This is a genomic window from Lentzea sp. CC55, assembly GCF_021056325.1.
Classification (GTDB): domain Bacteria; phylum Actinomycetota; class Actinomycetes; order Mycobacteriales; family Pseudonocardiaceae; genus Lentzea; species Lentzea jiangxiensis.
In genome coordinates this window covers 270,221-291,578 of sequence record NZ_JAJCXE010000013.1, presented here as the reverse complement: position 1 = coordinate 291,578, position 21,358 = coordinate 270,221, and the positions used below count along the sequence as shown (strand labels likewise).

The 21,358-nt window shown below is 71.8% G+C and carries 25 protein-coding genes; 19 read left to right on the top strand and 6 right to left on the bottom strand.

The window, feature by feature from the left end:
- Window positions 1–26: 26 nt before the first annotated feature.
- The 4 genes from L6E10_RS09390 (at window position 27) to L6E10_RS09375 (ending at window position 5,613) form a co-directional block, all read left to right on the top strand.
- On the top strand, window positions 27–770 hold the full coding sequence (locus tag L6E10_RS09390) for a FadR/GntR family transcriptional regulator (RefSeq protein WP_236218789.1): 744 nt from the start codon (window positions 27–29) through the stop codon (window positions 768–770).
- Window positions 771–914: 144 nt separating this feature from the next.
- Window positions 915–2,336, top strand: a complete 1,422-nt coding sequence (locus L6E10_RS09385; RefSeq protein WP_236218787.1) for an extracellular solute-binding protein — start codon at window positions 915–917, stop codon at window positions 2,334–2,336.
- A complete protein-coding gene (locus L6E10_RS09380; protein WP_236218785.1) occupies window positions 2,333–4,345 on the top strand; it encodes an ABC transporter permease subunit in 2,013 nt (670 codons plus the stop codon). Before L6E10_RS09385 ends, L6E10_RS09380 begins: the two co-directional genes overlap by 4 nt.
- Window positions 4,346–4,350: 5 nt before the next feature.
- Window positions 4,351–5,613 carry a mandelate racemase/muconate lactonizing enzyme family protein gene (locus L6E10_RS09375; RefSeq protein WP_236218783.1) on the top strand — a complete coding sequence of 421 codons (1,263 nt, stop codon included), beginning with the start codon at window positions 4,351–4,353 and terminating at the stop codon, window positions 5,611–5,613.
- A 1-nt stretch (window position 5,614) separates the two neighbouring features.
- Here L6E10_RS09375 and L6E10_RS09370 read toward each other — a convergent pair whose 3' ends face one another.
- The 3 genes from L6E10_RS09370 to L6E10_RS09360 all read right to left on the bottom strand — a co-directional run bounded on the left by L6E10_RS09370 (window position 5,615) and on the right by L6E10_RS09360 (window position 7,207).
- Window positions 5,615–6,355: a ribonuclease activity regulator RraA gene (locus tag L6E10_RS09370; RefSeq protein ID WP_236218781.1), complete on the bottom strand. Its 741-nt coding sequence runs from the start codon at window positions 6,353–6,355 to the stop codon at window positions 5,615–5,617.
- 75 nt (window positions 6,356–6,430) lie between these two features.
- On the bottom strand, window positions 6,431–6,724 hold the full coding sequence (locus tag L6E10_RS09365) for a hypothetical protein (RefSeq protein ID WP_236218779.1): 294 nt from the start codon (window positions 6,722–6,724) through the stop codon (window positions 6,431–6,433).
- A 90-nt stretch (window positions 6,725–6,814) separates the two neighbouring features.
- Window positions 6,815–7,207 (bottom strand): hypothetical protein, encoded by a 393-nt coding sequence (locus L6E10_RS09360; protein WP_236218777.1) that lies wholly within the window; start codon window positions 7,205–7,207, stop codon window positions 6,815–6,817.
- 126 nt (window positions 7,208–7,333) lie between these two features.
- Here L6E10_RS09360 and L6E10_RS09355 point away from each other — a divergent pair, with 126 nt between their 5' ends.
- A complete protein-coding gene (locus tag L6E10_RS09355; RefSeq protein ID WP_236218776.1) occupies window positions 7,334–8,077 on the top strand; it encodes an alpha/beta fold hydrolase in 744 nt (247 codons plus the stop codon).
- Here the strand turns inward: L6E10_RS09355 and L6E10_RS09350 are convergent.
- On the bottom strand, window positions 8,074–8,982 hold the full coding sequence (locus tag L6E10_RS09350; RefSeq protein ID WP_236218774.1) for a LysR family transcriptional regulator: 909 nt from the start codon (window positions 8,980–8,982) through the stop codon (window positions 8,074–8,076). The genes L6E10_RS09355 and L6E10_RS09350 overlap by 4 nt on opposite strands.
- Window positions 8,983–9,063: 81 nt before the next feature.
- On the opposite strand from L6E10_RS09350, the gene L6E10_RS09345 reads away from it, so the two are divergent.
- Together L6E10_RS09345 and L6E10_RS09340 are read left to right on the top strand one after the other, a co-directional pair.
- Entirely contained in the window at window positions 9,064–9,888 is an 825-nt protein-coding gene (locus L6E10_RS09345) for an SDR family NAD(P)-dependent oxidoreductase (RefSeq protein ID WP_236218772.1), read from the top strand.
- Between the two features lie 188 nt (window positions 9,889–10,076).
- Window positions 10,077–10,301: a hypothetical protein gene (locus L6E10_RS09340; RefSeq protein ID WP_236218770.1), complete on the top strand. Its 225-nt coding sequence runs from the start codon at window positions 10,077–10,079 to the stop codon at window positions 10,299–10,301.
- A gap of 103 nt (window positions 10,302–10,404) precedes the next feature.
- Here L6E10_RS09340 and L6E10_RS09335 read toward each other — a convergent pair whose 3' ends face one another.
- The gene (locus L6E10_RS09335) at window positions 10,405–10,575 is read right to left on the bottom strand and encodes a CsbD family protein (protein ID WP_236218769.1); all 171 of its coding nucleotides are present in this window, start codon (window positions 10,573–10,575) and stop codon (window positions 10,405–10,407) included.
- A 375-nt stretch (window positions 10,576–10,950) separates the two neighbouring features.
- On the opposite strand from L6E10_RS09335, the gene L6E10_RS09330 reads away from it, so the two are divergent.
- The 5 genes from L6E10_RS09330 (at window position 10,951) to L6E10_RS09310 (ending at window position 15,009) form a co-directional block, all read left to right on the top strand.
- Window positions 10,951–12,249, top strand: coding sequence for a hemolysin family protein (locus L6E10_RS09330; RefSeq protein WP_236218767.1), 1,299 nt, complete (start codon window positions 10,951–10,953; stop codon window positions 12,247–12,249).
- Window positions 12,246–13,298 (top strand): hemolysin family protein, encoded by a 1,053-nt coding sequence (locus L6E10_RS09325; protein ID WP_236218765.1) that lies wholly within the window; start codon window positions 12,246–12,248, stop codon window positions 13,296–13,298. Before L6E10_RS09330 ends, L6E10_RS09325 begins: the two co-directional genes overlap by 4 nt.
- A 27-nt stretch (window positions 13,299–13,325) precedes the next feature.
- Window positions 13,326–14,339 carry a sporulation protein gene (locus tag L6E10_RS09320; protein ID WP_236218763.1) on the top strand — a complete coding sequence of 338 codons (1,014 nt, stop codon included), beginning with the start codon at window positions 13,326–13,328 and terminating at the stop codon, window positions 14,337–14,339.
- 81 nt (window positions 14,340–14,420) lie between these two features.
- On the top strand, window positions 14,421–14,741 hold the full coding sequence (locus L6E10_RS09315) for a DUF3040 domain-containing protein (RefSeq protein WP_236218761.1): 321 nt from the start codon (window positions 14,421–14,423) through the stop codon (window positions 14,739–14,741).
- 79 nt (window positions 14,742–14,820) lie between these two features.
- Window positions 14,821–15,009, top strand: coding sequence for a hypothetical protein (locus L6E10_RS09310; RefSeq protein ID WP_236218759.1), 189 nt, complete (start codon window positions 14,821–14,823; stop codon window positions 15,007–15,009).
- Between the two features lie 138 nt (window positions 15,010–15,147).
- Here the strand turns inward: L6E10_RS09310 and L6E10_RS09305 are convergent, their stop codons facing one another.
- The gene (locus L6E10_RS09305; RefSeq protein WP_236218757.1) at window positions 15,148–15,735 is read right to left on the bottom strand and encodes a histidine phosphatase family protein; all 588 of its coding nucleotides are present in this window, start codon (window positions 15,733–15,735) and stop codon (window positions 15,148–15,150) included.
- Between the two features lie 219 nt (window positions 15,736–15,954).
- Here L6E10_RS09305 and L6E10_RS09300 point away from each other — a divergent pair, with 219 nt between their 5' ends.
- The 7 genes from L6E10_RS09300 to L6E10_RS09270 all read left to right on the top strand — a co-directional run bounded on the left by L6E10_RS09300 (window position 15,955) and on the right by L6E10_RS09270 (window position 21,321).
- Window positions 15,955–16,404 carry a hypothetical protein gene (locus tag L6E10_RS09300; RefSeq protein ID WP_236218755.1) on the top strand — a complete coding sequence of 150 codons (450 nt, stop codon included), beginning with the start codon at window positions 15,955–15,957 and terminating at the stop codon, window positions 16,402–16,404.
- Between the two features lie 44 nt (window positions 16,405–16,448).
- Window positions 16,449–17,207 carry an alpha/beta fold hydrolase gene (locus L6E10_RS09295; RefSeq protein ID WP_236218753.1) on the top strand — a complete coding sequence of 253 codons (759 nt, stop codon included), beginning with the start codon at window positions 16,449–16,451 and terminating at the stop codon, window positions 17,205–17,207.
- 70 nt (window positions 17,208–17,277) lie between these two features.
- Window positions 17,278–17,604, top strand: a complete 327-nt coding sequence (locus L6E10_RS09290; RefSeq protein ID WP_236218751.1) for a lycopene cyclase domain-containing protein — start codon at window positions 17,278–17,280, stop codon at window positions 17,602–17,604.
- Window positions 17,597–17,914 (top strand): lycopene cyclase domain-containing protein, encoded by a 318-nt coding sequence (locus L6E10_RS09285; protein ID WP_236218749.1) that lies wholly within the window; start codon window positions 17,597–17,599, stop codon window positions 17,912–17,914. The genes L6E10_RS09290 and L6E10_RS09285 overlap by 8 nt, the downstream gene beginning before the upstream one ends.
- Window positions 17,901–18,593, top strand: coding sequence for a class I SAM-dependent methyltransferase (locus L6E10_RS09280; protein WP_236218747.1), 693 nt, complete (start codon window positions 17,901–17,903; stop codon window positions 18,591–18,593). Before L6E10_RS09285 ends, L6E10_RS09280 begins: the two co-directional genes overlap by 14 nt.
- Entirely contained in the window at window positions 18,590–20,113 is a 1,524-nt protein-coding gene (locus L6E10_RS09275; protein WP_308102736.1) for an FAD-dependent oxidoreductase, read from the top strand. The genes L6E10_RS09280 and L6E10_RS09275 overlap by 4 nt, the downstream gene beginning before the upstream one ends.
- On the top strand, window positions 20,110–21,321 hold the full coding sequence (locus L6E10_RS09270; protein ID WP_236218745.1) for an FAD-dependent oxidoreductase: 1,212 nt from the start codon (window positions 20,110–20,112) through the stop codon (window positions 21,319–21,321). Before L6E10_RS09275 ends, L6E10_RS09270 begins: the two co-directional genes overlap by 4 nt.
- The last annotated feature ends 37 nt before the right edge of the window (window positions 21,322–21,358 follow it).

The window sequence follows — 21,358 nt, the reverse complement described above, 5'->3', positions numbered from 1 at the left end:
CCCAACTTGTCCTATAAGCTGATGACATGCAAAGGGGACAAGAGTCTCCGGACGCTGTCAAGGTCCGAACTCTTCCGGTCCAGGTCGCGGCCCTGCTGACCCGCCGCATCGTGAGCGGCGGGATCGACGGCGGCCGTGCCCCGTCGGAGCTCGACATCTCCCGTGAGTTCGGCGTTTCCCGGGTCGTGGCAAGGGAAACGCTCAAGATCCTCGCCTCGCTGGACATCGTGGACGTGGCGCAGGGCCGCCGCGTCGTCGTGCGCCCGTCCGCGGAGTGGGACTACCTCAGCCCGTTGCTCATCGAGTGGCTGCCGACGGAGATCGTCGGCGAACTGCTGCAGGAGCTGCACCAGACGCGGGTGCTGCTCGAACCCGAACTCGCCGCGATGGCCGCGGTCGGTGTCACCGACGCGACGCTGGACCGGCTCAAGGCCGAGATCGACCGCATGGCGGAGCTCGAGGCGGATCCCAACGCCTACCTCGAGGTCGACCACGAGTTCCACATGGAGATCTGCCGCGCGGCCGACAACCGCATCCTCGACCGGATCATGTACTCCGCGCGCTGGCTCGGCACGGCCAGCCGGCGCATCACCAACGAGGCGCCGGCCGCGCTGGCCAAGGCCACCGCCGACCACACCGAGATCTACGAGGCCATCGTCGCGCGCGATCCGGACCGCGCCCGCGCGGCGATGCGCAAGCACCTGGCGAACAACTCCGCTCTCCTCGCGGAGAAGGAAAAGCAGACCAGGCGGGCCACCCGCCGCCGCTAGCCCCACCGCAAGACCGAGTACTCCGCTTCGCCGTTCTCCGCCGCATGAACGACCCGGCAGCGCGGCGCTCGCCTCGCTGTACCGCCGGCTGCACCGTCGCCCCGTCGGTACGCGTCCGCACGCCCGGACGCGGGAGGAGTGGTCATGGAAGAGAAAACTGGCTTGACCAGGCGGACTTTCCTGGGGATGAGCGCGCTGGGCGTGCTCGGCGTCGCCGGCTGCGGCGGCAGTCCCGCCCCGCCGCAGGTCGACGTCCAGGTGCCGCAGGCCCTGCTCGACCAGGCCGCCCCGCTGCGCGGCGGCTCGGTCGGGATGCTGTCGCAGAAGCTCTACGCCGAGGCCGCCAACAAGGCGCTGGACAGGTCGCTGCAGGTGTTCGCCGAGGCCACCGGTACCACGATCCGCAACGACCTGGTCTCCGGCGACGCGGGCGACATGGTGGCGAAGATGGACGCCGAGGTGAGGGCGGGCACCAGTCGCGACTTCGCCTTCGTGAGCGATCGGCGCTTCGTCGGCCAGCTCCACAACCTCGGAGCCCTCACCGACGTCACCGACGTCGTCGAGGAGATGCGCGAGCTCTACGGGGATCCCGCGACGGAGGCGACCACCTACTGCGTGTTCGGCGGGCGGTGGTTCGCCATCCCGTACCACTTCATCGCCTCCGCCATGTACCTGCGCAAGGACTGGTACCAGGAGAAGGGCCTCCCGCTCAAACCCCACTACACGTGGGAAGAGTTGCGCGACAACGCTTTGGAGGTCTCCGACCCGGCGAAGAAGCGCTTCGGCTGGGGCCTCACCGTGAACCGCTCGGGCGACGCCAACGGCTTCATCGCCAACGTCATCAACTGCTACGGCGGTGCGATCGCGGACAACACCGGCACGAAGGTCGTGTTCAACTCGCCGGAGACCGTCGCCGCCGTCACGTTCATCGGCGACATCTACACGAACCCGAAGTACACGCCCATGCTGCCGCCGGGGATCGGCAGCTGGACCGACTCGAGCAACAACGAGAACTGGCTGGCCCAGATCCTCGGGCTGACGCTCAACCAGTTCAGCGTCTACGCCGACTCGAAGACGAAGAACAACCCCGTCTACGGCAACACCCACGTGTTCAACGGCGCCACCGGACCGGCGCTCGACAAGCCGCTCGCGTTCGGCGAGTCCAACTCGTTCGTCGTGTTCAAGGGCGCCAAGAACCCCGACCTCGCCAAGCTGGTCGCGAAGTACATGGTCAGCGGCAGCGCGTTGCTCGGTGTGGCGAAAGGGGCACCGTGCCTCGTCAACCCTTCGTGGGACGAGGTGTGGGACTCCGACCCGTACTACTCGAGCGGCGACCCCGCCTTCCCCGCCTTGCGGGAGCAGACCCGCACACAGCTTCCGGTGACCACCAAGACCGGGTTCGCGTTCCCGCAGGCGCCCAGCCCCGGTGAACAGGCCGCCACCGCCGCCTACCTGCTCACCGACATGATGCAGTCGGTCATCCAGGGCACCCGGCCCGCCGAGGCCGTCGCCGCGACGCACGCCCGGATCGTCCAGGTCTTCGAGCAGCAGGGCTACCGGCAGTGACCGTGCTGGGGACGCGGCCGGCGCCGCCCGGTCCGGCGCCGAGCGGTCCGTCCCCCTCGCTCTCCACGTCGCAGCGGCTGCTCGGGCGGGACTGGCGCCTCGCCGCGGTGTTCATCGGGCCGACCCTGGTGCTGGTCGCCGGCCTGATCCTGTTCCCGATCCTCGACTCGGTCCTCACCAGCACCACCGAACGGCACGGCGCGGAGACGGTGTTCGTCGGGCTCGACAACTACACCGCGCTCGTGGACGACGCCCTGTTCCACAAGGGCGTGCTCAACTCCTTCGTCTTCACCGCGTACGCCGAGATCTTCAAGGTGGTCCTCGGGCTCATCGCGGCGTTGATGCTGCACCACATGCGTCGCGGCCGGGCGTTCTTCGCCGGGATCATCCTGCTGCCGTGGGTGGTGCCGACGGTCGTCACGGCCTTCACCTGGCGGTCGCTGTTCGACCCGATCTTCGGCAGCGTCAACGTCCTGCTCACCGACTCCGGCATCGGGCCCGCCCTGGCCGCGGCCGGGCTCGTCGACCGCTGGCCCGCGGAGTGGCTGTCCGACCCGAACCTCGCGATGCCGGCGGTCATCCTGGTCAACGTCTGGAAGGGCATCCCGTTCTTCACGGTGACGTTCCTCGCCGGGCTCAAGGCCATCGACGCCGGTCTGTACGAGGCGGCCGTTGTGGACGGTGCGTCGCCGTGGCAGCGGTTCGTGCACATCACGCTGCCCGGCCTGCGCAACATCATGATCGTCACGGTGCTGCTGTCGTCGATCTGGACGTTCAACAACTTCGACCTGATCTGGCTGATGACCCAGGGCGGGCCGGGGGACGCGACCGCGCCGTACGTGATGGTGGCCTACTCCAAAGCGATCCAGCAGCTGCAGCTGGGCGCGGGTGCCGCGGTCACGCTGGTGATGCTGCCGGTCATCGCCGTCCTCGTGGTGGTCCTCGTGCGGATGATGCGCCGTGGCGACCTGCCGAGCGCGGGCGACCTGGGGCGCCGGCGGCTGACCCCCGGCCAGCGCCGGGCGCTGCCGTGGGTGGTCGTGGCCGTCTCGGTGCTCGTGCTGGTCTGGGCGTCGCCGCACATCGTGTGGAAGGCCGCGGTCGTGCTGGGCGTGTTCGTGGTCCTCGCGGCCGCCGTGGGACGGGTGGTCTCCGTGCTCGCCGCGCGGGGGAACCGGTTCGCCGCCCGGCTGGTCGGCGGCACCGGCAGCGGGATCGCGCTCCTGGGCCTGCTGGGGTTCGTGCTCGCCCCGCTCTACTGGATGACGGTCACGGCCTTCAAGTCCGACGACCAGATCGTCGCGCGCACCGACGACCTCTGGCCGACGCCGTGGACCACCGAGCAGTTCACCAACCTGTTCTCGGACAGGGCTTTCGGCACGTGGTACGTCAACACGGTCCTGGTGTCGGTGGCGTCCACCGCGATCGCGCTGGTCTGCGCGGCGCTGGCCGGGTACGCGCTGGCACGGTTGAAGTTCCGGGGTTCGGAGAGCTTCACCGTGACCATCCTGCTCACCTACGTGATGCCGGGGGCGCTGCTGTTCATCCCGCTCTACCGGATGATGAGCGGCATCGGGCTCAACGACTCGTTGTGGTCATTGGTGCTCGCGTATCCGACGTTCACGCTGCCGTTCGCGACGTGGCTGCTCGTCGGGTACTTCAGGTCGATCCCGGCCGACCTCGAGGAAGCCGCGCTGGTCGACGGCTGCACCCGGTTCGGGGCGTTCCTGCGGATCGTGCTGCCGCTGGCGAAACCGGGCCTGCTCGCGGTGGCGCTCTTCACGCTCACCAACGCGTGGAACGAGTTCCTGTTCGCGTTCGTGTTCATCACCAAGGACGACTACAAGACGCTGCCCGTCGGAATGCAGTCGATGATCTTCGGTGACGTCGTGCCGCAGGGCCAGCTGGCCGCGGCCTCGCTGCTGATCAGCGTCCCGGTCGTGGTCATGTACGCGTTCGGGCAGCGGTTCTTGACCGAGGGCCTCACCGCGGGGGCCGTGAAGGGATGACGCCCGTGGTCACGGAGGAACACGTCGCGACGGCGTCGCGGCCGAGCGACCTGCGCATCACCGACCTGCGGGTCGCCACCGTCGCCGGGGTGCCGTTCCGCTCGTCGATCATCAGGATCGACACCAACCAGGGCCTGGCCGGCTACGGGGAGGTGCGCGACCAGGCCAGCGCCACCTACGCGCTGGTGCTCAAGAGCCGGCTCGTGGGGGAGAACCCCTGCAACGTCGACAAGATCTTCCGCAAGATCAAGCAGTTCGGGCACCACGGCCGCCAGGGCGGCGGGGTCTCCGGCGTCGAGATGGCGCTGATGGACCTCGCCGGCAAGGCCTACGGGGTGCCCGCGCACGCGTTGATCGGGGGCCGGTTCCGCGACGAGGTCCGCTGCTACGCGGACACGCCGTCGCTGCCGGACCCGCACGCGATGGGCGCCCGCCTCCTGGAGCGCCGGCAGCGCGGGTTCACGATGCTCAAGATGGACGTCGGCGTCGACCTGCTGTGGGACGTGCCGGGGGCGCTGATCGCACCCGCGGGCGCCCGCGCGGACTCGACGACGATGCACCCGTTCACCGGCATCCAGGTCACCGCGAAGGGCATCGACCACCTGGCGTCCTACGTGGACACCGTGCGGTCCGTCGTCGGCTACGACGTCGCGCTCGCCGCCGACCACTTCGGCCACATCGCCCTCGACTCGTGCATCCGGATCGGCCGCGCGCTGGAGCCGTTCACCCTGGCGTGGATCGAGGACCTGATCCCGTGGCAGCTGACCGACCAGTGGCGCCGGCTCACCGAGGCCGTCGCCGTCCCGACCTGCACGGGGGAGGACATCTACCTGCTGGACGGCTTCCGGCCGCTGCTCGACGCGGGCGCCATCCGCGTCGTGCACCCCGACCCGGCGACGGCGGGCGGGATCGCGGAGACCAAGCGCATCGGAGACCACGCCCAGCAACGCGGGATACCGATGGCGCTGCACCTGGCGGCGTCACCGATCGCGACGATGGCGTGCGTGCACCTCGCCGCCGCCACGGAGAACTTCCTCGCCCTCGAACACCACGCGGCCGAGGTGGAGTTCTGGAGCGACCTCGTCACCGGCCTGCCCCGGCCGTTGATCCAGGACGGCCACATCGCGGTGCCGGACACGCCGGGACTGGGGTTCGGCGACCTCGACGAGGAGGTGCTGCGAGAGCACCTCGACCCGCGCGATCCGGTGTTCTTCGCCGAGACGACGCACTGGGACGCCGAGACGAGCCACGACCGGTTGTGGAGCTGAGTCAGGCCCGCCCCTGCTCGGCGCGCCACCGCTCGTACTCGGGCCGGGCCTCGTCCGACAACGGGTAGTACCGCCGCAGGTCGCCCCCTTCGGCCAGGCGCAGCCGGGCGAACTCCTCCCACTCCGCGTGTTCGCGGGCGACGGCGAGCACGGCGGGCGCGAGCTTGACCGGCACCACGACCGCCCCGTCGTCGTCGGCCACCACGATGTCGCCCGGCTCGACGAGCGTGCCGCCGCACGCCACCGGCACGTTGACGGCGGTGGGGACGATGTCGGTCTGGGCGTGGAAGTTCGGTGTGGCGCCCCGGATCCACAGGCCGAGACCGAGTTTCTTGGCCTCACCTGTGTCGCGCAGGCACCCGTCCACCACCACGCCCGCGCCACCGCGGCCCTTGAAGTAGGTCAGCATCATCTCGCCGAACACACCGCTGCTCATGTCCCCGCGCGCGTCGACGACGATCATGTCGCCGGGCTGCGCGTGGTACATGACGTGCCGGTGCAACTGCTTCTCCGGCTCCTCGTACTCGTCCACCGGGTACAGGTCCTCGCGCTTCGGCAGGAACTGCAGCGTCAGCGCCGGCCCGGCCACGCGCACGCCGGGGGTCACCGAGACCGGGCCGCGGATGAACGCGCTGCGGATGCCCATGCGGCTGAGCTCCGCACTGGCCGTCGCGCTGCCGATCGCGGCGAGGGCCGCGCTCAGCTCGGCGGGCGGGCGAACGATGTCGTGCGTCTCGACCACGTCGGTAGCTCCCTCGGATCCGCGCCGGCCGCACGGGCCGGAGAGTTCGATGAGACCTCGATCCGAGCCTAGTGGTCAGACGATCGTCTTGGGCGCCTTCGATTCGGTCCACTTCCACCAGGGGTGGTGGTACTCGCCCTGCTCCACCTGGAAGCGCTTACCGCAGCCGAGGCACTCGCAGACGCGGTCGGGAACCCACTGCCGGTCGTTGGGCACCGTCCCGACGACGCGGATGTGCCGCCGGGCCTCCTCCTTCTCGACGTCGTAGAACTGGTGCGAACGGTAAGCGGTGCAGAGACAGCGGCGGGCAACGACTGGTCCCAGCGACGTCCTCGCACCTCCCTGGGCAGCCTGTGCCCGCGTCGCCACGCCTCGAACGCGGAGCGGAGCGAAAACCGGTGGCGGGTGTCGCGCGGCGCCTGGGCCACCGCGCGACACCCGCTCCAGATCCGATCGGGCTCAGACCGGCTCGTCGGGGGTGCGCGCCGTGCTGGCGATCGAGCCGCCCGGTTCGTCGGCGAGCTGCCCGCGTCCCGCGGCCTCCGCCAGCACCTCCTCGTCCAGCGGTTCCGGTGCGACGGGCACGTCGGGCTGCTCCTCGGCGAGGCGGTCCTCCAGCGGACGGGCGTGGGCCTGCTCGTACGGCGTCATGCCGTACTTGTCGACGCCGCTCCACCGCTCGGGCGGGTCCATGCCCGCCTCGAGCGGGTCGAGCCGGAGGCGGTCCTCGTCGAGGTCCTCCGCGCTGTTCAGGGCGGCGGGATCCGTTTCGACGGCGTCGGGGGCGCCGGTGTCGTGAGGTGGCGCGTAGGACGCCAGGTCGTCTCCCTGGTTCGAGTCATGTGTTGCCATGACGGCCGTGTACCCGGCGGGCGCGCGGCCAATCGATCTCTTTCGTGAGCCCGCTCGCAACCGGCGCCCCCATGTTTCCGGCGGCCCCCGCCGCGGTAGTTCCAGCGGGACGAAGGGAGGCCTGCCATGCCGGACCGCCGGCGGGACGTGCGCGAGCGGTGGGACCGGGTCGGCGGGCGCGAGTTCCGCAGCCTGCGAGCGGGACGGCGGCACGGCGACGCGCCGGACGTCGTCCTCGTGCCCGGCCTCGGGGCGCTGGGCTACCTGGTCGACACCCTCGACGCCTGCGGCGGCAGGACCACGGCGCACCTGCTCGACGTGCCGGGCTTCGGGCACCGGGCGGCGCGGGTGTGCCCGGCCGGGATCGACGCCGTCGCCGGGGCGGTGCGCGGCTGGATCGACGAGGTGCCGCGCGCCCCGGTGGTCCTCGTCGGGCACTCGACGGGTGCCCAGGCGGCGTTGCACGTCGCCGCGGCACGACCGGACCTCGTGCGGTCACTGGTGCTGCTCGGACCGACCTTCCCACCGGAACAACGCGGCGTGAAAGAGCTGGTCCGCGCGTTCGTGCGCAACTTCCTGCACGAGTCGCCCGCACTGGTGCCCGCGACGGTGCCCGACTACCTGCGCGGCGGGCCGGCGGAGATCACGCGCTTCATCCGGTCGGCACAGCACGACGCGCCGGAGGACGTCATCACCGAGGTCCACTGCCCGGTGCTGCTGGCACGCGGCGAGCACGACGCGTTCGCCCCCCAGCCCTGGGTCGACCGCCTCGCCGCCGCGGCGCGGGACGCGCGGTCGGAGGTCGTCGGCGGCGCGCACACCTTCCCGTTCCGCAGGGGAGAGGCGACCGCGCGGCTCGTCCTGGGCTAACGGCGCTCGGCGATCAGCCGTGCCTCCTCGACCAGCGCGGCACGGACAGCGGCGGCCGCGGCGGTGAGGCTCCCGGTCCACGCGAGGCTCATCGAGCGCCCCGCCCACCCCGGGTCGTCCACCTCCACGCAGACGACCCCGTCGGGCAGCGCGGAGGCGGCGAGACCGGGGATCGTCGTGATCCCGAGTCCGGCGGCGACGAACCCGAACCGCGCCGACCAGTCACCGAGCTCGGCCACCACCCGTGGCCGCGGCACCGTGGGCCAGGCGCCGAACTGCGGTTCCCCGCGTGCTCCTCTGCCGACGACCCACCCCTCCCCGGCGAGCTCCGCCACGGGCACCCTCCGCGCGCCGGCGAGCCGGTGCCGGCGTCCCACCGCGAGCAGCAACGCGCCGGAGAGCAGCGGGTGCACCTCGACGCCGGTGAGGTCCCAGTCCGGCAGGTCCTCCCCGGACGCGAGGATCGCCAGGTCCACCCGCCCGGCCCGCAACCGCCGGACCTGCACCGGCGTCGACGACTCCAGGAACTCGACCTCGACCGACGGGTGGTCGGCGCGCACGCGGGCGATCGCGCGGGGCACCAGGCGCAGGGCCGTGGTCGGGAACCCGCCCAGCGCGATCCGGCCGCCGAGCGGTGCCGGGAGGTCTTCGAGCTCGCGGTGGGCGACCTCGTACTGGTCGAGGATCACCGCCGCGCGCACCGCCAGCCGGCTGCCCGCCGCCGTCGGCTCGACCCCGCGAGGTCCCCGGTCGAACAGCCGCGTGCCGGTGGCGGCTTCGAGCGCGGCGATCTGCTTGGACAACGCCGACTGCGTGAACCCGAGGCGCTCGGAGGCCGCGGTGAGCGAACCGGCCTCCACCACGGCCCGCAGCGCGCGCAGCAGTTGGGGGTGGACGTCGAGCACGTGCTCAGTATGCCAGGGCGGAATACCTGCGTTGATCGACTTTCTCTGGTGGCATGTCGATCCGGCGCCCAGACTCGGGTCATGAGCAAAGTCCGGTTCGTCACCGGAACGTCGACCGGCTTCGGTCGCCTGTGGACGGAGGCCGCGCTGGAACGGGGTGACCGCGTGGTGGCCACCGCCCGCGACCCCGAGAAGCTGCGGGACCTGGAGGGGCGCTTCCCCGGCACCGTGCTGGTGCTGCGACTCGACGTCACCGACCGGGAGGGCGTCTTCGCGGCGGTCGGCCGCGCGGCCGAGCACTTCGGGCGCATCGACGTCGTCGTCAACAACGCGGGCTACGGCCACTTCGGCATGGTCGAGGAACTCTCGGAACGTGAGCTGCGCCAACAGATGGAGACCAACTTCTTCGGCGCGGTCTGGGTCACGCAGGCGGTGCTGCCCGTCCTGCGGCGCCAGGGCAGCGGGCACCTGCTGCAGGTGACCAGCGAGGGCGGCGTGCGCGCCTACCCCGGCATCGGCGCCTACCACGCCTCGAAGTGGGCGCTCGAAGGCCTTTCCGAAGCGCTGTGGCAGGAGGTCGAGGGGTTCGGCGTCCACGTCACCTGCGTCGAGCCCGGACCGTACGCGACCGACTGGCTCGACCGGGGATCGCGCCGCAGCGCGGAGTCGCCGGACTACGCGCGGGCCCGTGCCGGGAACGCCGTGGAGTTCGAGATCGGTGAGGCCGCCGCGACGGCACCGGCGGTCCTCGCCCTGGTCGACGCGGAGCACCCGCCCCGCAGGCTGCTCCTCGGCCGCCTGTTCCCCGTGATCGAGGAGCTGTACCGGGAACGCCTGCGGACCTGGCGCGAGTGGCAACCGGTGTCGCTCGCCGCGTTCGGCACACCGGGCGAGAACCGCACCTGACCCGCCGCGACGGCGTGTGCGGCCCGTCCGTCGAAATCGGACGAGTCCGAAGGATTGATCTCTTGCGACAACGGGCACCCCGGTGCGCGCGACCCGACGGCCGGTACGACGGAGGCCGGAGAAGGGGCGCAGGGTCTGCTCGCGAAGAAGCGGATCCACCACCTCGCTCGGAACAGGAAGTCGACACTTTGCAGATCCAGCACATCACGCGCTCGGGTGCGGACAGCGGCCGCACCGGCGGCCGCGCTCAGGTGCCTGTTCGCACGCAGCCGCTGTCCGCTCTGCCGGCGCAGGGACTCTTCAGCCATCCGCACGTGGACACCGGATCCCTGTCCGGTCCGGTGGCCGGCGCGACCCAGCCCACCTACACCGGCCTCTTCCTGGAGGCGTCCGGTCCACAGAGGACCGGGTGAACGTCGCCGACTTCGACTTGCCGGCGCTTGCGAAGGAGTTCAGCCGAAACGACGGAAGCCCCGCAGATGCGGGGCTTCCGTCGTTGTCGCCGGGGAGCGAGTGCTACTTGAAGGCGTCCTTGACCTTCTCCACCGCTTCCTTCAGGTGGCCCTTGGCCTGCTCCGCCTTGCCCTCGGAGCGCAGACCCTCGTCGTGGGTGACGTCGCCGACGCCTTCCTTGACCTTGCCCGTGAACTGGTCGCTCTTGGCCTCGAACTTGTCATCGGCGCCCATGATGTCCTCTCCCTGTCATCCGAACGTCATGCGTTTGCGTCGTGAGAGGGGTGCCCTTGACGTTTCAAACCAAAACGTGAGCTGAAGCGCTGCGGCGCAAGGTGTCCGGAGGGCCCGCGGCTCGGCGGACGCGATCGGGGACCGCCGTGGGGCCGGTCTGCCGGGCCGCCGCCGAGATGTCGTCCCGGGGAACTTCGCGGGCTGCCGGACGTTGAACTCAGATGAGTCCTGCAGGCGCCAATGCTCCGCCCACCTGCACCTCGTTCGGCAACCGTACAGTGCTACGTGTTACTGTAAGGACATGCCTGATGATGCCGACGTGGACGGCTGCAGTAGTGGGCCGGGGCGAACCCGGCTCGAAGTGGTGAGCACGCCGTGTTGATCTTTTCCGGCCTGCTGGCGATCGTGGCGCTGACCGCCGCCACGGGATATTTCGTCGCCCAGGAGTTCGCCTACATGGCGGTCGACCGGGGCCGGTTGCAGCAGATGTCCGAAGCGGGCGACGGGGCCGCCGAACGGGCGCTGCGCGTGACGCAGAAGCTGTCGTTCATGCTTTCCGGTGCCCAGTTCGGCATCACCGTCACCGCCCTGCTGGTCGGGTACGTCGCCGAGCCCCTGCTGGGCACGGGGCTCGCGAACCTGCTGGGGCTGCCCGAGTCGTTCGGCGTGCCGCTGGCGATGGCCGTGGCGCTGATCTTCGCGACCGTCGTGCAGATGGTGCTGGGCGAGCTGCTGCCGAAGAACCTCGCCATCGCGAAGCCCGAGGCCCTGGCGAAGTGGCTGAGCTCGTCGACGCTGGTCTACCTCAAGATCGCCGGCCCGGTCATCCGCCTGTTCGACGCGGCGGCCACCAGGCTGCTGCGCTCGATCGGCATCGAACCGGTGGAGGAGCTGCCCCAGGGCGCCACGCCGGAAGACCTCAAGCAGATCGTCGGCGACGCGGGGGAGCAGGGTCACCTGGACCCCGAGCTCGCCCGGCTGCTCGACCGCGGCCTCGACTTCCGCGAGCTGGCGGCCGAACAGGCGATGACGCCACGGGTGAACGTGCACTCGGTGCGCGCGGACGAGCCCGCCTCCCGCGTGGTGGAGCTGCTCGACACCGGCCACTCGCGCTTCCCCGTGGTCGGCGACGACCTGGACGACATCCGCGGTGTCGTGGGCCTGGCCGAGGTCCTCACCCTCACCCCAGAGCAGCGGCCCACCACCCCCATCGGCGCCGTCGCGGCGCCGGCGCTCGTCGTTCCCGCGACGCTGCCGCTGCCGGCCGTCCTGGAGAGGCTGCGCACCGAGCGCCGCCAGCTCGCCTGCGTGCTCGACGAGTTCGGCGGCTTCGCCGGGATCATCTCGCTGGAGGACCTCGCGGAGGAGCTCGTCGGGGAGATCCACGACGAGGACGACCTGGTCGAGGACACCATCGAGCGCCTCGACGACGCCCGGTGGCGGGTGCCCGGCCGCATGCGGCTGGACGAGGTCGAGGACACGACCGGGCTCGCGTTGCCGGAAGACGACGCGTACGACACCGTGTCGGGTCTGGTGCTGCACCAGCTCGGCCGCACCGCCGAGGTGGGCGACGAGGTCGACCTGGACGGGGTGACGGTGCTGGTCACCGCCGTGGCGCGCAACGTGCCGGAGACGGTCGTCCTGACGACACGGGTTCGGGAGGAGGTCCGATGAGCACCGGGATGTCACTCGCGATCTCGTTCGTCCTGCTGGCGCTCAACGCCTTCTTCGTCGCCGCCGAGTTCGCGCTGATCGCGGCGAAGCGGCACCGGCTGGAGCAGGAGGCCGAGACGTCCCGCGCGGCGCGGGCCGCCGTGGCGGGGGTGCGCGAGCTGTCGCTGATGCTCGCGGGCGCCCAGCTCGGCATCACGCTGTGCACGCTGGGCCTCGGCGCACTGGCCAAGCCCGCCGTCGCCGACCTGCTCGACCCGCTGCTGACCGCGGTCGGCCTGCCGGACGCCGTCGCCTACGGCATCGCGTTCACGATCAGCCTGGTGCTGGTGGTGTTCCTGCACATGGTCGTCGGCGAGATGGCGCCGAAGTCGTGGGCGATCTCGGACCCCGAGCGGTCCGCGCTGATGCTGGCGCTGCCGTTCCGCGCGTTCGCGCACTCGGTCCGCTGGGTCCTCAGTGGACTCAACAACACGACGAACGCCCTGCTGCGCCTGATGAAGGTCGAGCCGCAGGACGAGCTGGCGCAGGCGCACCGGCCGGAGGACCTGCGCCTGCTGGTGCGGCAGTCGGGCGAGCACGGGCTGATCCCGGAGAACCAGCAGCGGCTGCTGACGCGCATGCTGCAGGTGCAGAAGACGACGCTGCGCGAGGTCATGGTGCCGGTGGAGGAGGCCTCGACCGTCACCGAGACCACGACGGCTCGCGAGATCGAGCGCCGCAGCCTCGCCTGTGGACGGTCGCGGTTCCCCGTGACCGACCGGCACGGCCGCTACGTCGGCCTGGTGCACATCCGCGAGGCCATGCGCGCGACGGCGCGGGGCGAGGACCCGGACGCCCGCACGTTGATGGGCCCGGTCCTCACCCTGGAGGCCGGGATGCCGGTCGCCGCGGCCGTCACCGCGATGAAGGCCGACCGCGCCCAGCTCGCCCTGGTGTCCGGCGACGAGCGCGTCGTCGGCCTCGCGGCGCTGGAAGACCTGCTCGAAGAGCTCATCGGCGACTTCGACGACGAGACCGACGCACCGCGCGTTGCGGTGCGCCAGAACTGATCCACTCATAGTCCCGCAGGAGGAGACTTGTTCAAGCGGATGCTCAGCGCGTTCGGCGTCGGCGGACCGTCCGTCGACACGGTGCTGGACTCGCCACACGCCGCCCCTGGCCAGCTGGTCACCGGGCAGGTGCGCATCCAGGGCGGCAGCGCGGACGCCGAGATCGGTCAGGTCGTGCTGTCACTGGTCACCCGGGTCGAGGTGGAGCACGGCGACCACGAGTTCGGTGGCGTTTCCGAGTTCTTCCGCACGGTCGTGCAGCAGGGCGTGCGGGTGCCGGCCGGTCAGCTGGTCGCGATCCCGTTCCAGCTGCCGCTCCCGTGGGAGACGCCGATCACCGCGGTCGGCGGCGGTCAGCTGCCGGGCATGACCGTCGGCGTGCGCACGGAACTGGTCATCGCGGGCGCGCCGGACAAGGGCGACCTGGACCCGGTCCAGGTGCACCCGCTGCCGTCGCAGGACGCGGTGCTCAACGCCTTCGGTCAGCTCGGCTTCTCGTTCCGCAGCGCCGACGTCGAGGCGGGCCGCCTGCACGGCGTGCCGCAGGAGCTCGGTTTCTACCAGGAGATCGAGTTCTTCCCGCCCGCGCAGTTCGCGGGCTCGGTCAGCCAGGTCGAGCTGACCTTCGTGGCGAACCCGCACGAGCTGTACGTGATCCTGGAGGCCGACAAGCGCGGCGGGATGTTCTCGTCGGGCGGTGACGCGTTCGGGCACTTCCGGGCCTCGCACCAGGAGGCGCAGGGCACCGACTGGGCCTCGGCCGTCAACGGCTGGCTGGCCCAGGTCGCGCAGCGCGGCCACGCCAACCCCGCGTTCGGGGGCAACCCGGCGTTCGGAGGCCAGCCGGGGTACGGCCACCAGCCCGGATACGGCGGCCACCACGGATACGACCAGCACGGCCACCACGGCCACCGCAGCGGTCCCGGCATCGGTGGCGTGGTCGCGGCGGGCGCGGCAGGGGTCGTCGGTGGCATGGTGCTCGGAGAGGTCGTGGACGAGGTGTTCGACGAGGGCGAGGACTTCGCCTTCGGCGAGGAGTGAGCTGAGCGACCGCGGTTCCGGCGCTCCTCGCGGGCGCCGGATCCGGCGGCGGACGGAGCACGACGGACGAGGAGGTTCGTGATGGCGCTGGCAGACCGCGAAAAGCGCGAGCTCGAGGAGATCGAGCAGCGCTTGTTCGCAGAGGATCCCAAGTTCGCCGCGAAACTGACGAAGCCGTCGGTCTTCGTGTTCCTCTCCCGCAGGACCCTGCTCCTGGCCTGCGTGGTGGCCGCGTTCCTCTGCGGCCTGCTGGTCGTGATCGCCGGGGTGACGTGGTCGTCGGTGCCGGTGGTCGTGCTCGGCGCCGTCGTGTGCGCGAGCGTCTTCGCGGGCCTGGTGGTCTGGGTGTGGCGTGGGCAGCGCAACGCCGAGGGTCTGTCCCGCGGGTCTCGTTCGCGGTAGGCGCGGCCAGCCCGAACCCGGCACGCCGCTCGCCGTCCGGTGCGATCCTGGTGGCGGACGGCGGAACGGGGAGGGCCGGTTGGCGAAGCGGCGGTACGTGGCGAGGGGCGTGCCCGGCGGGTACCGGATCTGGGACGGCAAGGCGCGGCGGTGGTGGGGCGACCACTACGAGCTGTGTCCCGACGACCTGCTCGCCGAGCTGAACGGCGCCGCCGACCCCGCGCGGATCACCGCCCTGCTCAAGCGCTACCGGACGCTCCGGCGCTGAGCGGGCGCTCTGGTCGCACGCCGCCCTTGGCTGCCACGACGCGATCACCAGGGCTGGCCGCGATGCGGTGCCGCGACCGCCGCTCGCAGAGCGGACGCCGGCGGCGGCGCCGAAACCCACCCGATCCGGATCGGGACGTCAGGGGTGGGGCCCCGGCCGGAAGCCCGTCCAGCGCAGGTCGGCCGGCAGGTGACCCATGTCGTTGTAGAGCAGCAACGCCGCAGGGGTGCCCGTGCGGTGCTGGACCACGGTGAGAGCGGTGTTGCCGCAGCTCATGGCCAGCCAGCGGTCCGGTGGCGCGTCCAGGACGTGCCGCACCAGCCACGCCACCTGGTAGGCGTGGGTCACCAGGACCTCGTGGGTCTCGGACGGCGCGGGGCGGGCGAACCGGTCGACCAGGGCCTCGGCCAGGCGGGCGCCGGCGGCGGCCTCCGCGGCGTCGTAGCCGTCGAAGAAGCCGGCCCACGCGGGTGGCGGGTTCGCCGGGACGTGCGGCACGTGGTCCACCAGTTCCGCCGCCTCGGTCACGGGGACTCCCGGCAGGTGCTGGCCCAGGACCTCGGCGGTCCGCGCGGCGCGGGGGAGCGGGGAGTGCCACACCGCGTCGATCGGCAGCCGGGCGAGGCGGTCGCCCAGCAGGTGCGCCTGGCGGGCGCCGGTCGCGGTGAGCTCGCCGAACGGGTCCGCCGCGCCGTGCCGCACCAGGTACAGGTGGCGAGTCGCCAACGCCGTCTCCACTCAGTCGAGTGACCACAACATCCCGATGATAACGACATCCGGAACCGCACACCCCCTGACTGGCGCTGCGGCGGACGGGTGAACTGCTGCCCGGTCGGCATGCACCGCGCACCGGATCGTTTGACCATGTCCGAGTTGGTTGTAGCAATACAGAAATCGCGCGGGGGCGCATTCCGGTCGGGGTCGACGCGGAGGAGGCGGGAGTCGATGCACCGGCTCGACGACGTGCAGGCCAGGCAACTGACGCTGGCCGCTGTGGGAGCGGTCAACAGGCGGGATCATCCGTGGTCCGCCGACGCCGTCCGGTGTCTGGCGGCGGAAGAGCGGACGAAGGTCGTCGCGATCGACACGTGTGCGGCGATCCTGCTGCGCGGAGTTCCCCGCGGCTCGCTCGGCGCCGGCACGCGGATCGAGGTGGACGGTCCGGCGGCGCGGGGAGAGGAAGCCCGCGCGCGGGCTTCGGAGGTGCTGAGCGGGCTCGCGGCCGGTGACGACGGACGGGTCGCGCTCGTGCTGGGAGTGCTGGGAGAGGAGGAGCAGTTCGACGTCCTGCTGGCGCTGGTGCGCGCCGCAGCGGCGTGGATCGACGCGTATGTGGGCATCGACGGCGACACGGTCGACGCTTACTACGCGATCTCGAAGACGGAGATGAGCTGACGACACCCTGTGGTTCGAGCGAGTCCGCGGGGCAACCCCCGCGCGTGCCCGCCGACCCCGCCCCTTCGTCGTGCCGGACGCGTGGCGACCCGGACGGCGCGGTGGTCGTGTTCACGCACGGGACCCTGGACGACCACCGCAGCTTCGACCCGCTGGTTCCGTTCTTCGTGGAAGCCGGGTACCGCACGGTCACGCGGGACCTGCCCGGCCACGGCGGCAGCGAGGACGGCGAGCACTTCGACCTGACGAAGGCCTCCCGCGACCTGCTGGGGTTGCTCGACGAGATCGGTGCGCCGACGGCTGTGCTGATCGGGCACTCCCCGGGCGGCTACAGCAGCGAGGAAGCGGCGATCGAGGCACCGCACCGGCTCGACGCGCTGGTCGTGATCGGTGCCACCAGTCTCACCCCGAAGCCCTCGCTGCTGCCGATGATCGCGTTGCGGTTGTCCGTGACCCTGCTGAGGCTCGCGCCGAAGCGGTGGGCGCGCCGCCGGGCACAGCACTTGTTCCGAAGGAGCACGCGGTCATCTCGAACGAACGGCGCGGCACGTCAGCGACGGCACACTGGTGCACGCCCGGGGATCCTTCGTCGACGCCATCCGGCACATCGACCCGCGCCGACGCTGGTCTGCCACGGCGAGCACGCCCACTCCGGCATCATCGCGTCCGCGGCGCCGGAGTGGGCGCGGCGGCACCCGCTGGTCCGGCACCGCGTCGTCCCCGGTGCCGGGCACCTCGCGCACCGCGACAACCCCGGCGCCACGGCCCGTGTCGTGCTGGACTTCCTGCGCGGCTTCAGGTGAACACGAAAGTGCTCGCGTCCGTTGTGCAGAGTCGCCGCGCCGCCCATACGGTCGTCACAGGAGGTCGGCGATGCGAAGCCAGTACGAGTACCTGGCGGTGCTGGGCGTGTGCGTGCTCATCACGGTGCCGCTGGAGTGGATGGGGCGCGGTGTGTACCGGCGCGTCCCGGACCTCGCGCGTGCCATCGCGCCGGTGCTGCTCGTGCTCGCGGTCTGGGACGTCGTCGCGATCCTGCGCGGGCACTGGCACTTCCACCCCGAGGCCACGACCGGCGTGCTGGTCGGTGGGGTGCTCCCGGTCGAGGAAATCCTGTTCTTCGTGGCGATCCCGTTGTGCGCGGTGCTGACGTACGAGGCCGTGCGCGGCCATTCGGAACGTTGGTTGCGCAATGGTTGAGGAGTACTCGCTCGCCGCCACCTCGGCGGTCGTGGTGGTGCTGCTGCTCGAGTTCTGCCTGTTGCGCACCGGTTTGTTCAAGCGGCCCGCCTACTGGGTCACGATGGCGATCGTGCTCGGCTTCCAGGTTCCGGTGGACGGGTGGCTGACGAAGCTCGACGCGCCGATCGTGCTCTACGCGGACTGGGCGATCACCGGGGTGCGGGTGCCGTGGGACATCCCGGTGGAGGACTTCCTCTACGGGTTCGCGATGGTCACCGCCGTGTTGTTGTTGTGGGAACGGGGAAGGCTGGCACGTGAACAAGCTTGAGGTACCGGGGAAGTTCGACCGCGCCGCCCGCGGCTACGACTTCCTCGTCGGGCTCAACCCCGGCTATCACCAGGCGCTGCGCCGCTCGGCGATGGCGCTCGGCCTGAAGCCCGGCATGCGGGTGCTCGACCTGGGGTGCGGCACGGGCGCCTCCACGGCGGCCCTGGTCGCCGCCGCGCCGGGCGTGGAGATCGTCGCCGTGGACGCGTCGGAGGGCATGCTCGAGCGGGCGCGGCGGAAGCGCTGGCCCAGGACGGTCAGGTTCGTGCACAGCCGTGCCGAGGACGTCGACGAGGGCCGGTTCGACGCGGTCTTCGCCGCCTACCTCGTGCGCAACCTGCCCGACCCGGACCCGGCGCTGCGGAAGATCGGCTCGATGCTGAAGCCCGGCGGAACGCTGGTGCTGCACGAGTACTCGGTGCGCGACTCGCTGCTCGGCACGGCGGTGTGGACGGCGCTGTGCGGGTTCATCGTCCCCGCGGGCTGGCTCGCCACCGGGGACCGCTCGCTCTACACCTACCTGTGGCGCAGTGTGATGGACTTCGACGGCGCGTCCGCGCTGCGCGACCGGTTGCGGCGCAACGGTTTCAACGGCGTGCGCAGCGCACCGCTGCCCGGCTTGCAGCTCGGTGTGGTGCACACCTTCCGCGGGCACGTGCCGGAACAGGGGCAGCGGTGAGGGATCGCAGGGCGGTGCGGATCCCGGCGCCGGCCGGGCGTGCGCAGTTCGGCGGGAACGCGCCCGTGGTCGCCGTGGTGGGCGGTGGCATCGCCGGGCTCTCCGCCGCGACGCTGCTCGCCGAGCGCGGCGCCCGGGTGGTGCTGTGCGAACGGGAGAAGTACCTCGGCGGGCGCGTCGGCGGCTGGAGCACCCGGCTCGCCGACGGCAGCGAGGTCACCATGACCCGCGGCTTCCACGCCTTCTTCCGGCAGTACTACAACCTGCGGGCGTTGCTGCGGCGCGTCGACCCGGCGGGCCGGGCCCTGGCCGGCATGCCGGCCTACCCGCTGCAGCACGCCTCCGGCCACCGGGACGGCTTCGCGAACCTGCCGGCGACCGTGCCGTGGAACGCGCTGGCCTTCCTGCGCAGCAGTCCCACGTTCCGGTGGCGCGACCTGCCCGGCATCAACGCGCGGGCCGCGCTCTCGCTGCTCGACGTGTCCGTGCCGAGGGTGTACGAGGAGCTCGACGGCATCGACGCCGCCACGTACCTGGAGCGGATCCGCTTCCCCGAGGCCGCGCACGCCCTCGCCTTCGAGGTGTTCTCCCGCAGCTTCTTCGCGCACCCGACCAGGATGTCGGCCGCCGAGCTCGCGGTGATGTTCCACATCTACTTCCTCGGCTCGGCCGAGGGGCTGCTGTTCGACGTGGCCGCCGACCCGTTCCCGCACGGGCTGTGGGAACCGCTGCGGCGCCACCTCACGTCGCTGGGCACCACGGTGTGCACGGGCGTCGAGGTCCGCTCGGTGCTGCCGGGCGAGCGGAAGCGGTTCTCCGTCACCATCGGCGGCGGCGCGATCGAGGCGGACGCCGTCGTGCTCGCCGCCGACGTCCCCGGTCTGCGGGCGCTCGTCGGCGGCTCGCCCTCGCTCGGCGACGCCGCGTGGCGCGAGAAGATCGGCGAACTCCGCACCGCGCCGCGGTTCCTCGTGTCGCGGTACTGGCTGGACACCCCGGTCGACCCCGACCGGCCCGGCTTCCTCGGCACCGGCGGCCACGACCTGCTCGACAACGTCAGCGTGCTCAACCACTACGAGCACGAGGCACGGGCCTGGGCCGCGCGGACCGGCGGGGCCGTCGTGGAGCTGCACGGCTACGCGCTGCCGTCCGACGTGGACGAGCAGTCCGCGCGGGCCCGGTTGTGGCACCAGCTCACCGAGGTCTACCCGGAGACCAAGCGGGCGGGGATCGTGGACGAACGGCACGAGCTGCGCGAGGACTGCCCGCTGTTCCCGGCCGGTGGGTACGCGGGCAGGCCGGGGGTGACCACCCCGGACGACCACCTGGTGGTCGCGGGCGACCTCGTGCGCGTCGACCTGCCGGTCGCGCTCATGGAACGCGCCGCCACCACGGGGTTCGCCGCCGCGAACCACCTGCTGAGCCGCTGGGGCGTCGCCGGCACCGACCTGTGGACCGTGCCGACCGAGGGCCGGGTGCCGTTGTTGCGCTCGGCGGCCCGTCGCTGGAGGACGCTGTGATCGTCGTCGTGGGAGCCGGTCTCGCCGGGCTGAACGCCGCCCTGGAGCTGACCGCGGCGGGCTTCGAGGTCACCGTGCTGGAGGCTTCGGACGAGGTGGGCGGACGCGTGCGGACCGACGTCGAGGACGGCGTGCGGTTCGACCGGGGCTTCCAGATCCTGCTGCCCGGCTACCCCGAGCTGGAGCGGCTGGCGCTGGACCCGTTCCCGCTGCGGCACTTCCGGCCGGGCGCGTTCGTGCACGACAACGGCAGGCACGACCTGCTCGCCGACCCGCGCAGCGGACCCGCCGCGTGGGACGGGTTCCTGCGCCAGCACGTCCTGAGCGCGCGGGACGTGGCAGCGGTGGCGCGCTTCTCGGTGCCGGACGCCTTCGGCCCGGTCCGGCCGCTGCTCGGCGCGCCCGACCGCACGACCTGGGAGGCGTTGCGGGAGCTGGGGGTCTCCGACCGCGGGATCGAGGCGGTGTTCCGCCCGTTCCTGTCCGGGGTGTTCCTGGAACGGGAGCTGACGACGTCGTCGCGGTTCTTCCACCTGGTCTGGCGCAGCTTCGCCCGTGGCGGCGCGGCGGTGCCCGCGCTGGGGATGGGAGAGCTGCCCAAGGCGATGGCGGAACGCCTGCCGAGGGGCGTGGTGCAGCTGGAGACCGCGGTGCGGGCCGTGCACGACAACGGCGTGGACCTCGAGGACGGCGGACGGGTCACCGCCGACGCCGTGGTGGTCGCGACGGACGGCACGACCGCGGCGCGCCTGCTGCCCGGCCTCGTCGACCCGCTCTGGAACGGCGTCACGACGTGGTACTTCCGCCCGCCGCGCTCCCCGCTGCGGGACGGCTGCCTGGTCGTCGACGCCGGGGGCGGTCCGGTCGTGAACACCGCCGTGATGTCGGAGGTGTCGCGCCCGTACTCGCCGCACGCCCCGCTGGTGCAGGCCTCCGTGGTCGGCGAGGCCGGTGAGCAGGACGTGCGCCGGCACCTGGCCCGCCTGTACGGCACGGACACCAGCCGGTGGGAGGTGCTGCGGCGCTACGACATCCCTCGGGCGATCCCGGCCATGACCGCGCCGCGCAGGCTGAAGCAGTCCGTGCGCGCGGGCGATCGGCGGTACGTGTGCGGTGACCACCGCGACACCAGCTCGATCCAGGGGGCGCTGCACTCGGGACGACGGGCGGCCGGCGCCGTGCTCGCCGACCTGCGCGGTGCCCGGTGACGTTGCTGCTCTTCGGCGACCAGCTCGGGCCGCACTT

Coding starts and splice junctions, on each gene's coding strand:
- L6E10_RS09355 (WP_236218776.1), top strand. CDS start 7,334: ATGCCGGACCGCCGGCGGGACGTGCGCGAGCGGTGGGACCGGGTCGGC.
- L6E10_RS09385 (WP_236218787.1), top strand. CDS start 915: ATGGAAGAGAAAACTGGCTTGACCAGGCGGACTTTCCTGGGGATGAGC.
- L6E10_RS09360 (WP_236218777.1), bottom strand. CDS start 7,207: ATGGCAACACATGACTCGAACCAGGGAGACGACCTGGCGTCCTACGCG.
- L6E10_RS09335 (WP_236218769.1), bottom strand. CDS start 10,575: ATGGGCGCCGATGACAAGTTCGAGGCCAAGAGCGACCAGTTCACGGGC.
- L6E10_RS09345 (WP_236218772.1), top strand. CDS start 9,064: ATGAGCAAAGTCCGGTTCGTCACCGGAACGTCGACCGGCTTCGGTCGC.
- L6E10_RS09325 (WP_236218765.1), top strand. CDS start 12,246: ATGAGCACCGGGATGTCACTCGCGATCTCGTTCGTCCTGCTGGCGCTC.
- L6E10_RS09290 (WP_236218751.1), top strand. CDS start 17,278: ATGCGAAGCCAGTACGAGTACCTGGCGGTGCTGGGCGTGTGCGTGCTC.
- L6E10_RS09285 (WP_236218749.1), top strand. CDS start 17,597: ATGGTTGAGGAGTACTCGCTCGCCGCCACCTCGGCGGTCGTGGTGGTG.
- L6E10_RS09390 (WP_236218789.1), top strand. CDS start 27: ATGCAAAGGGGACAAGAGTCTCCGGACGCTGTCAAGGTCCGAACTCTT.
- L6E10_RS09315 (WP_236218761.1), top strand. CDS start 14,421: ATGGCGCTGGCAGACCGCGAAAAGCGCGAGCTCGAGGAGATCGAGCAG.
- L6E10_RS09300 (WP_236218755.1), top strand. CDS start 15,955: ATGCACCGGCTCGACGACGTGCAGGCCAGGCAACTGACGCTGGCCGCT.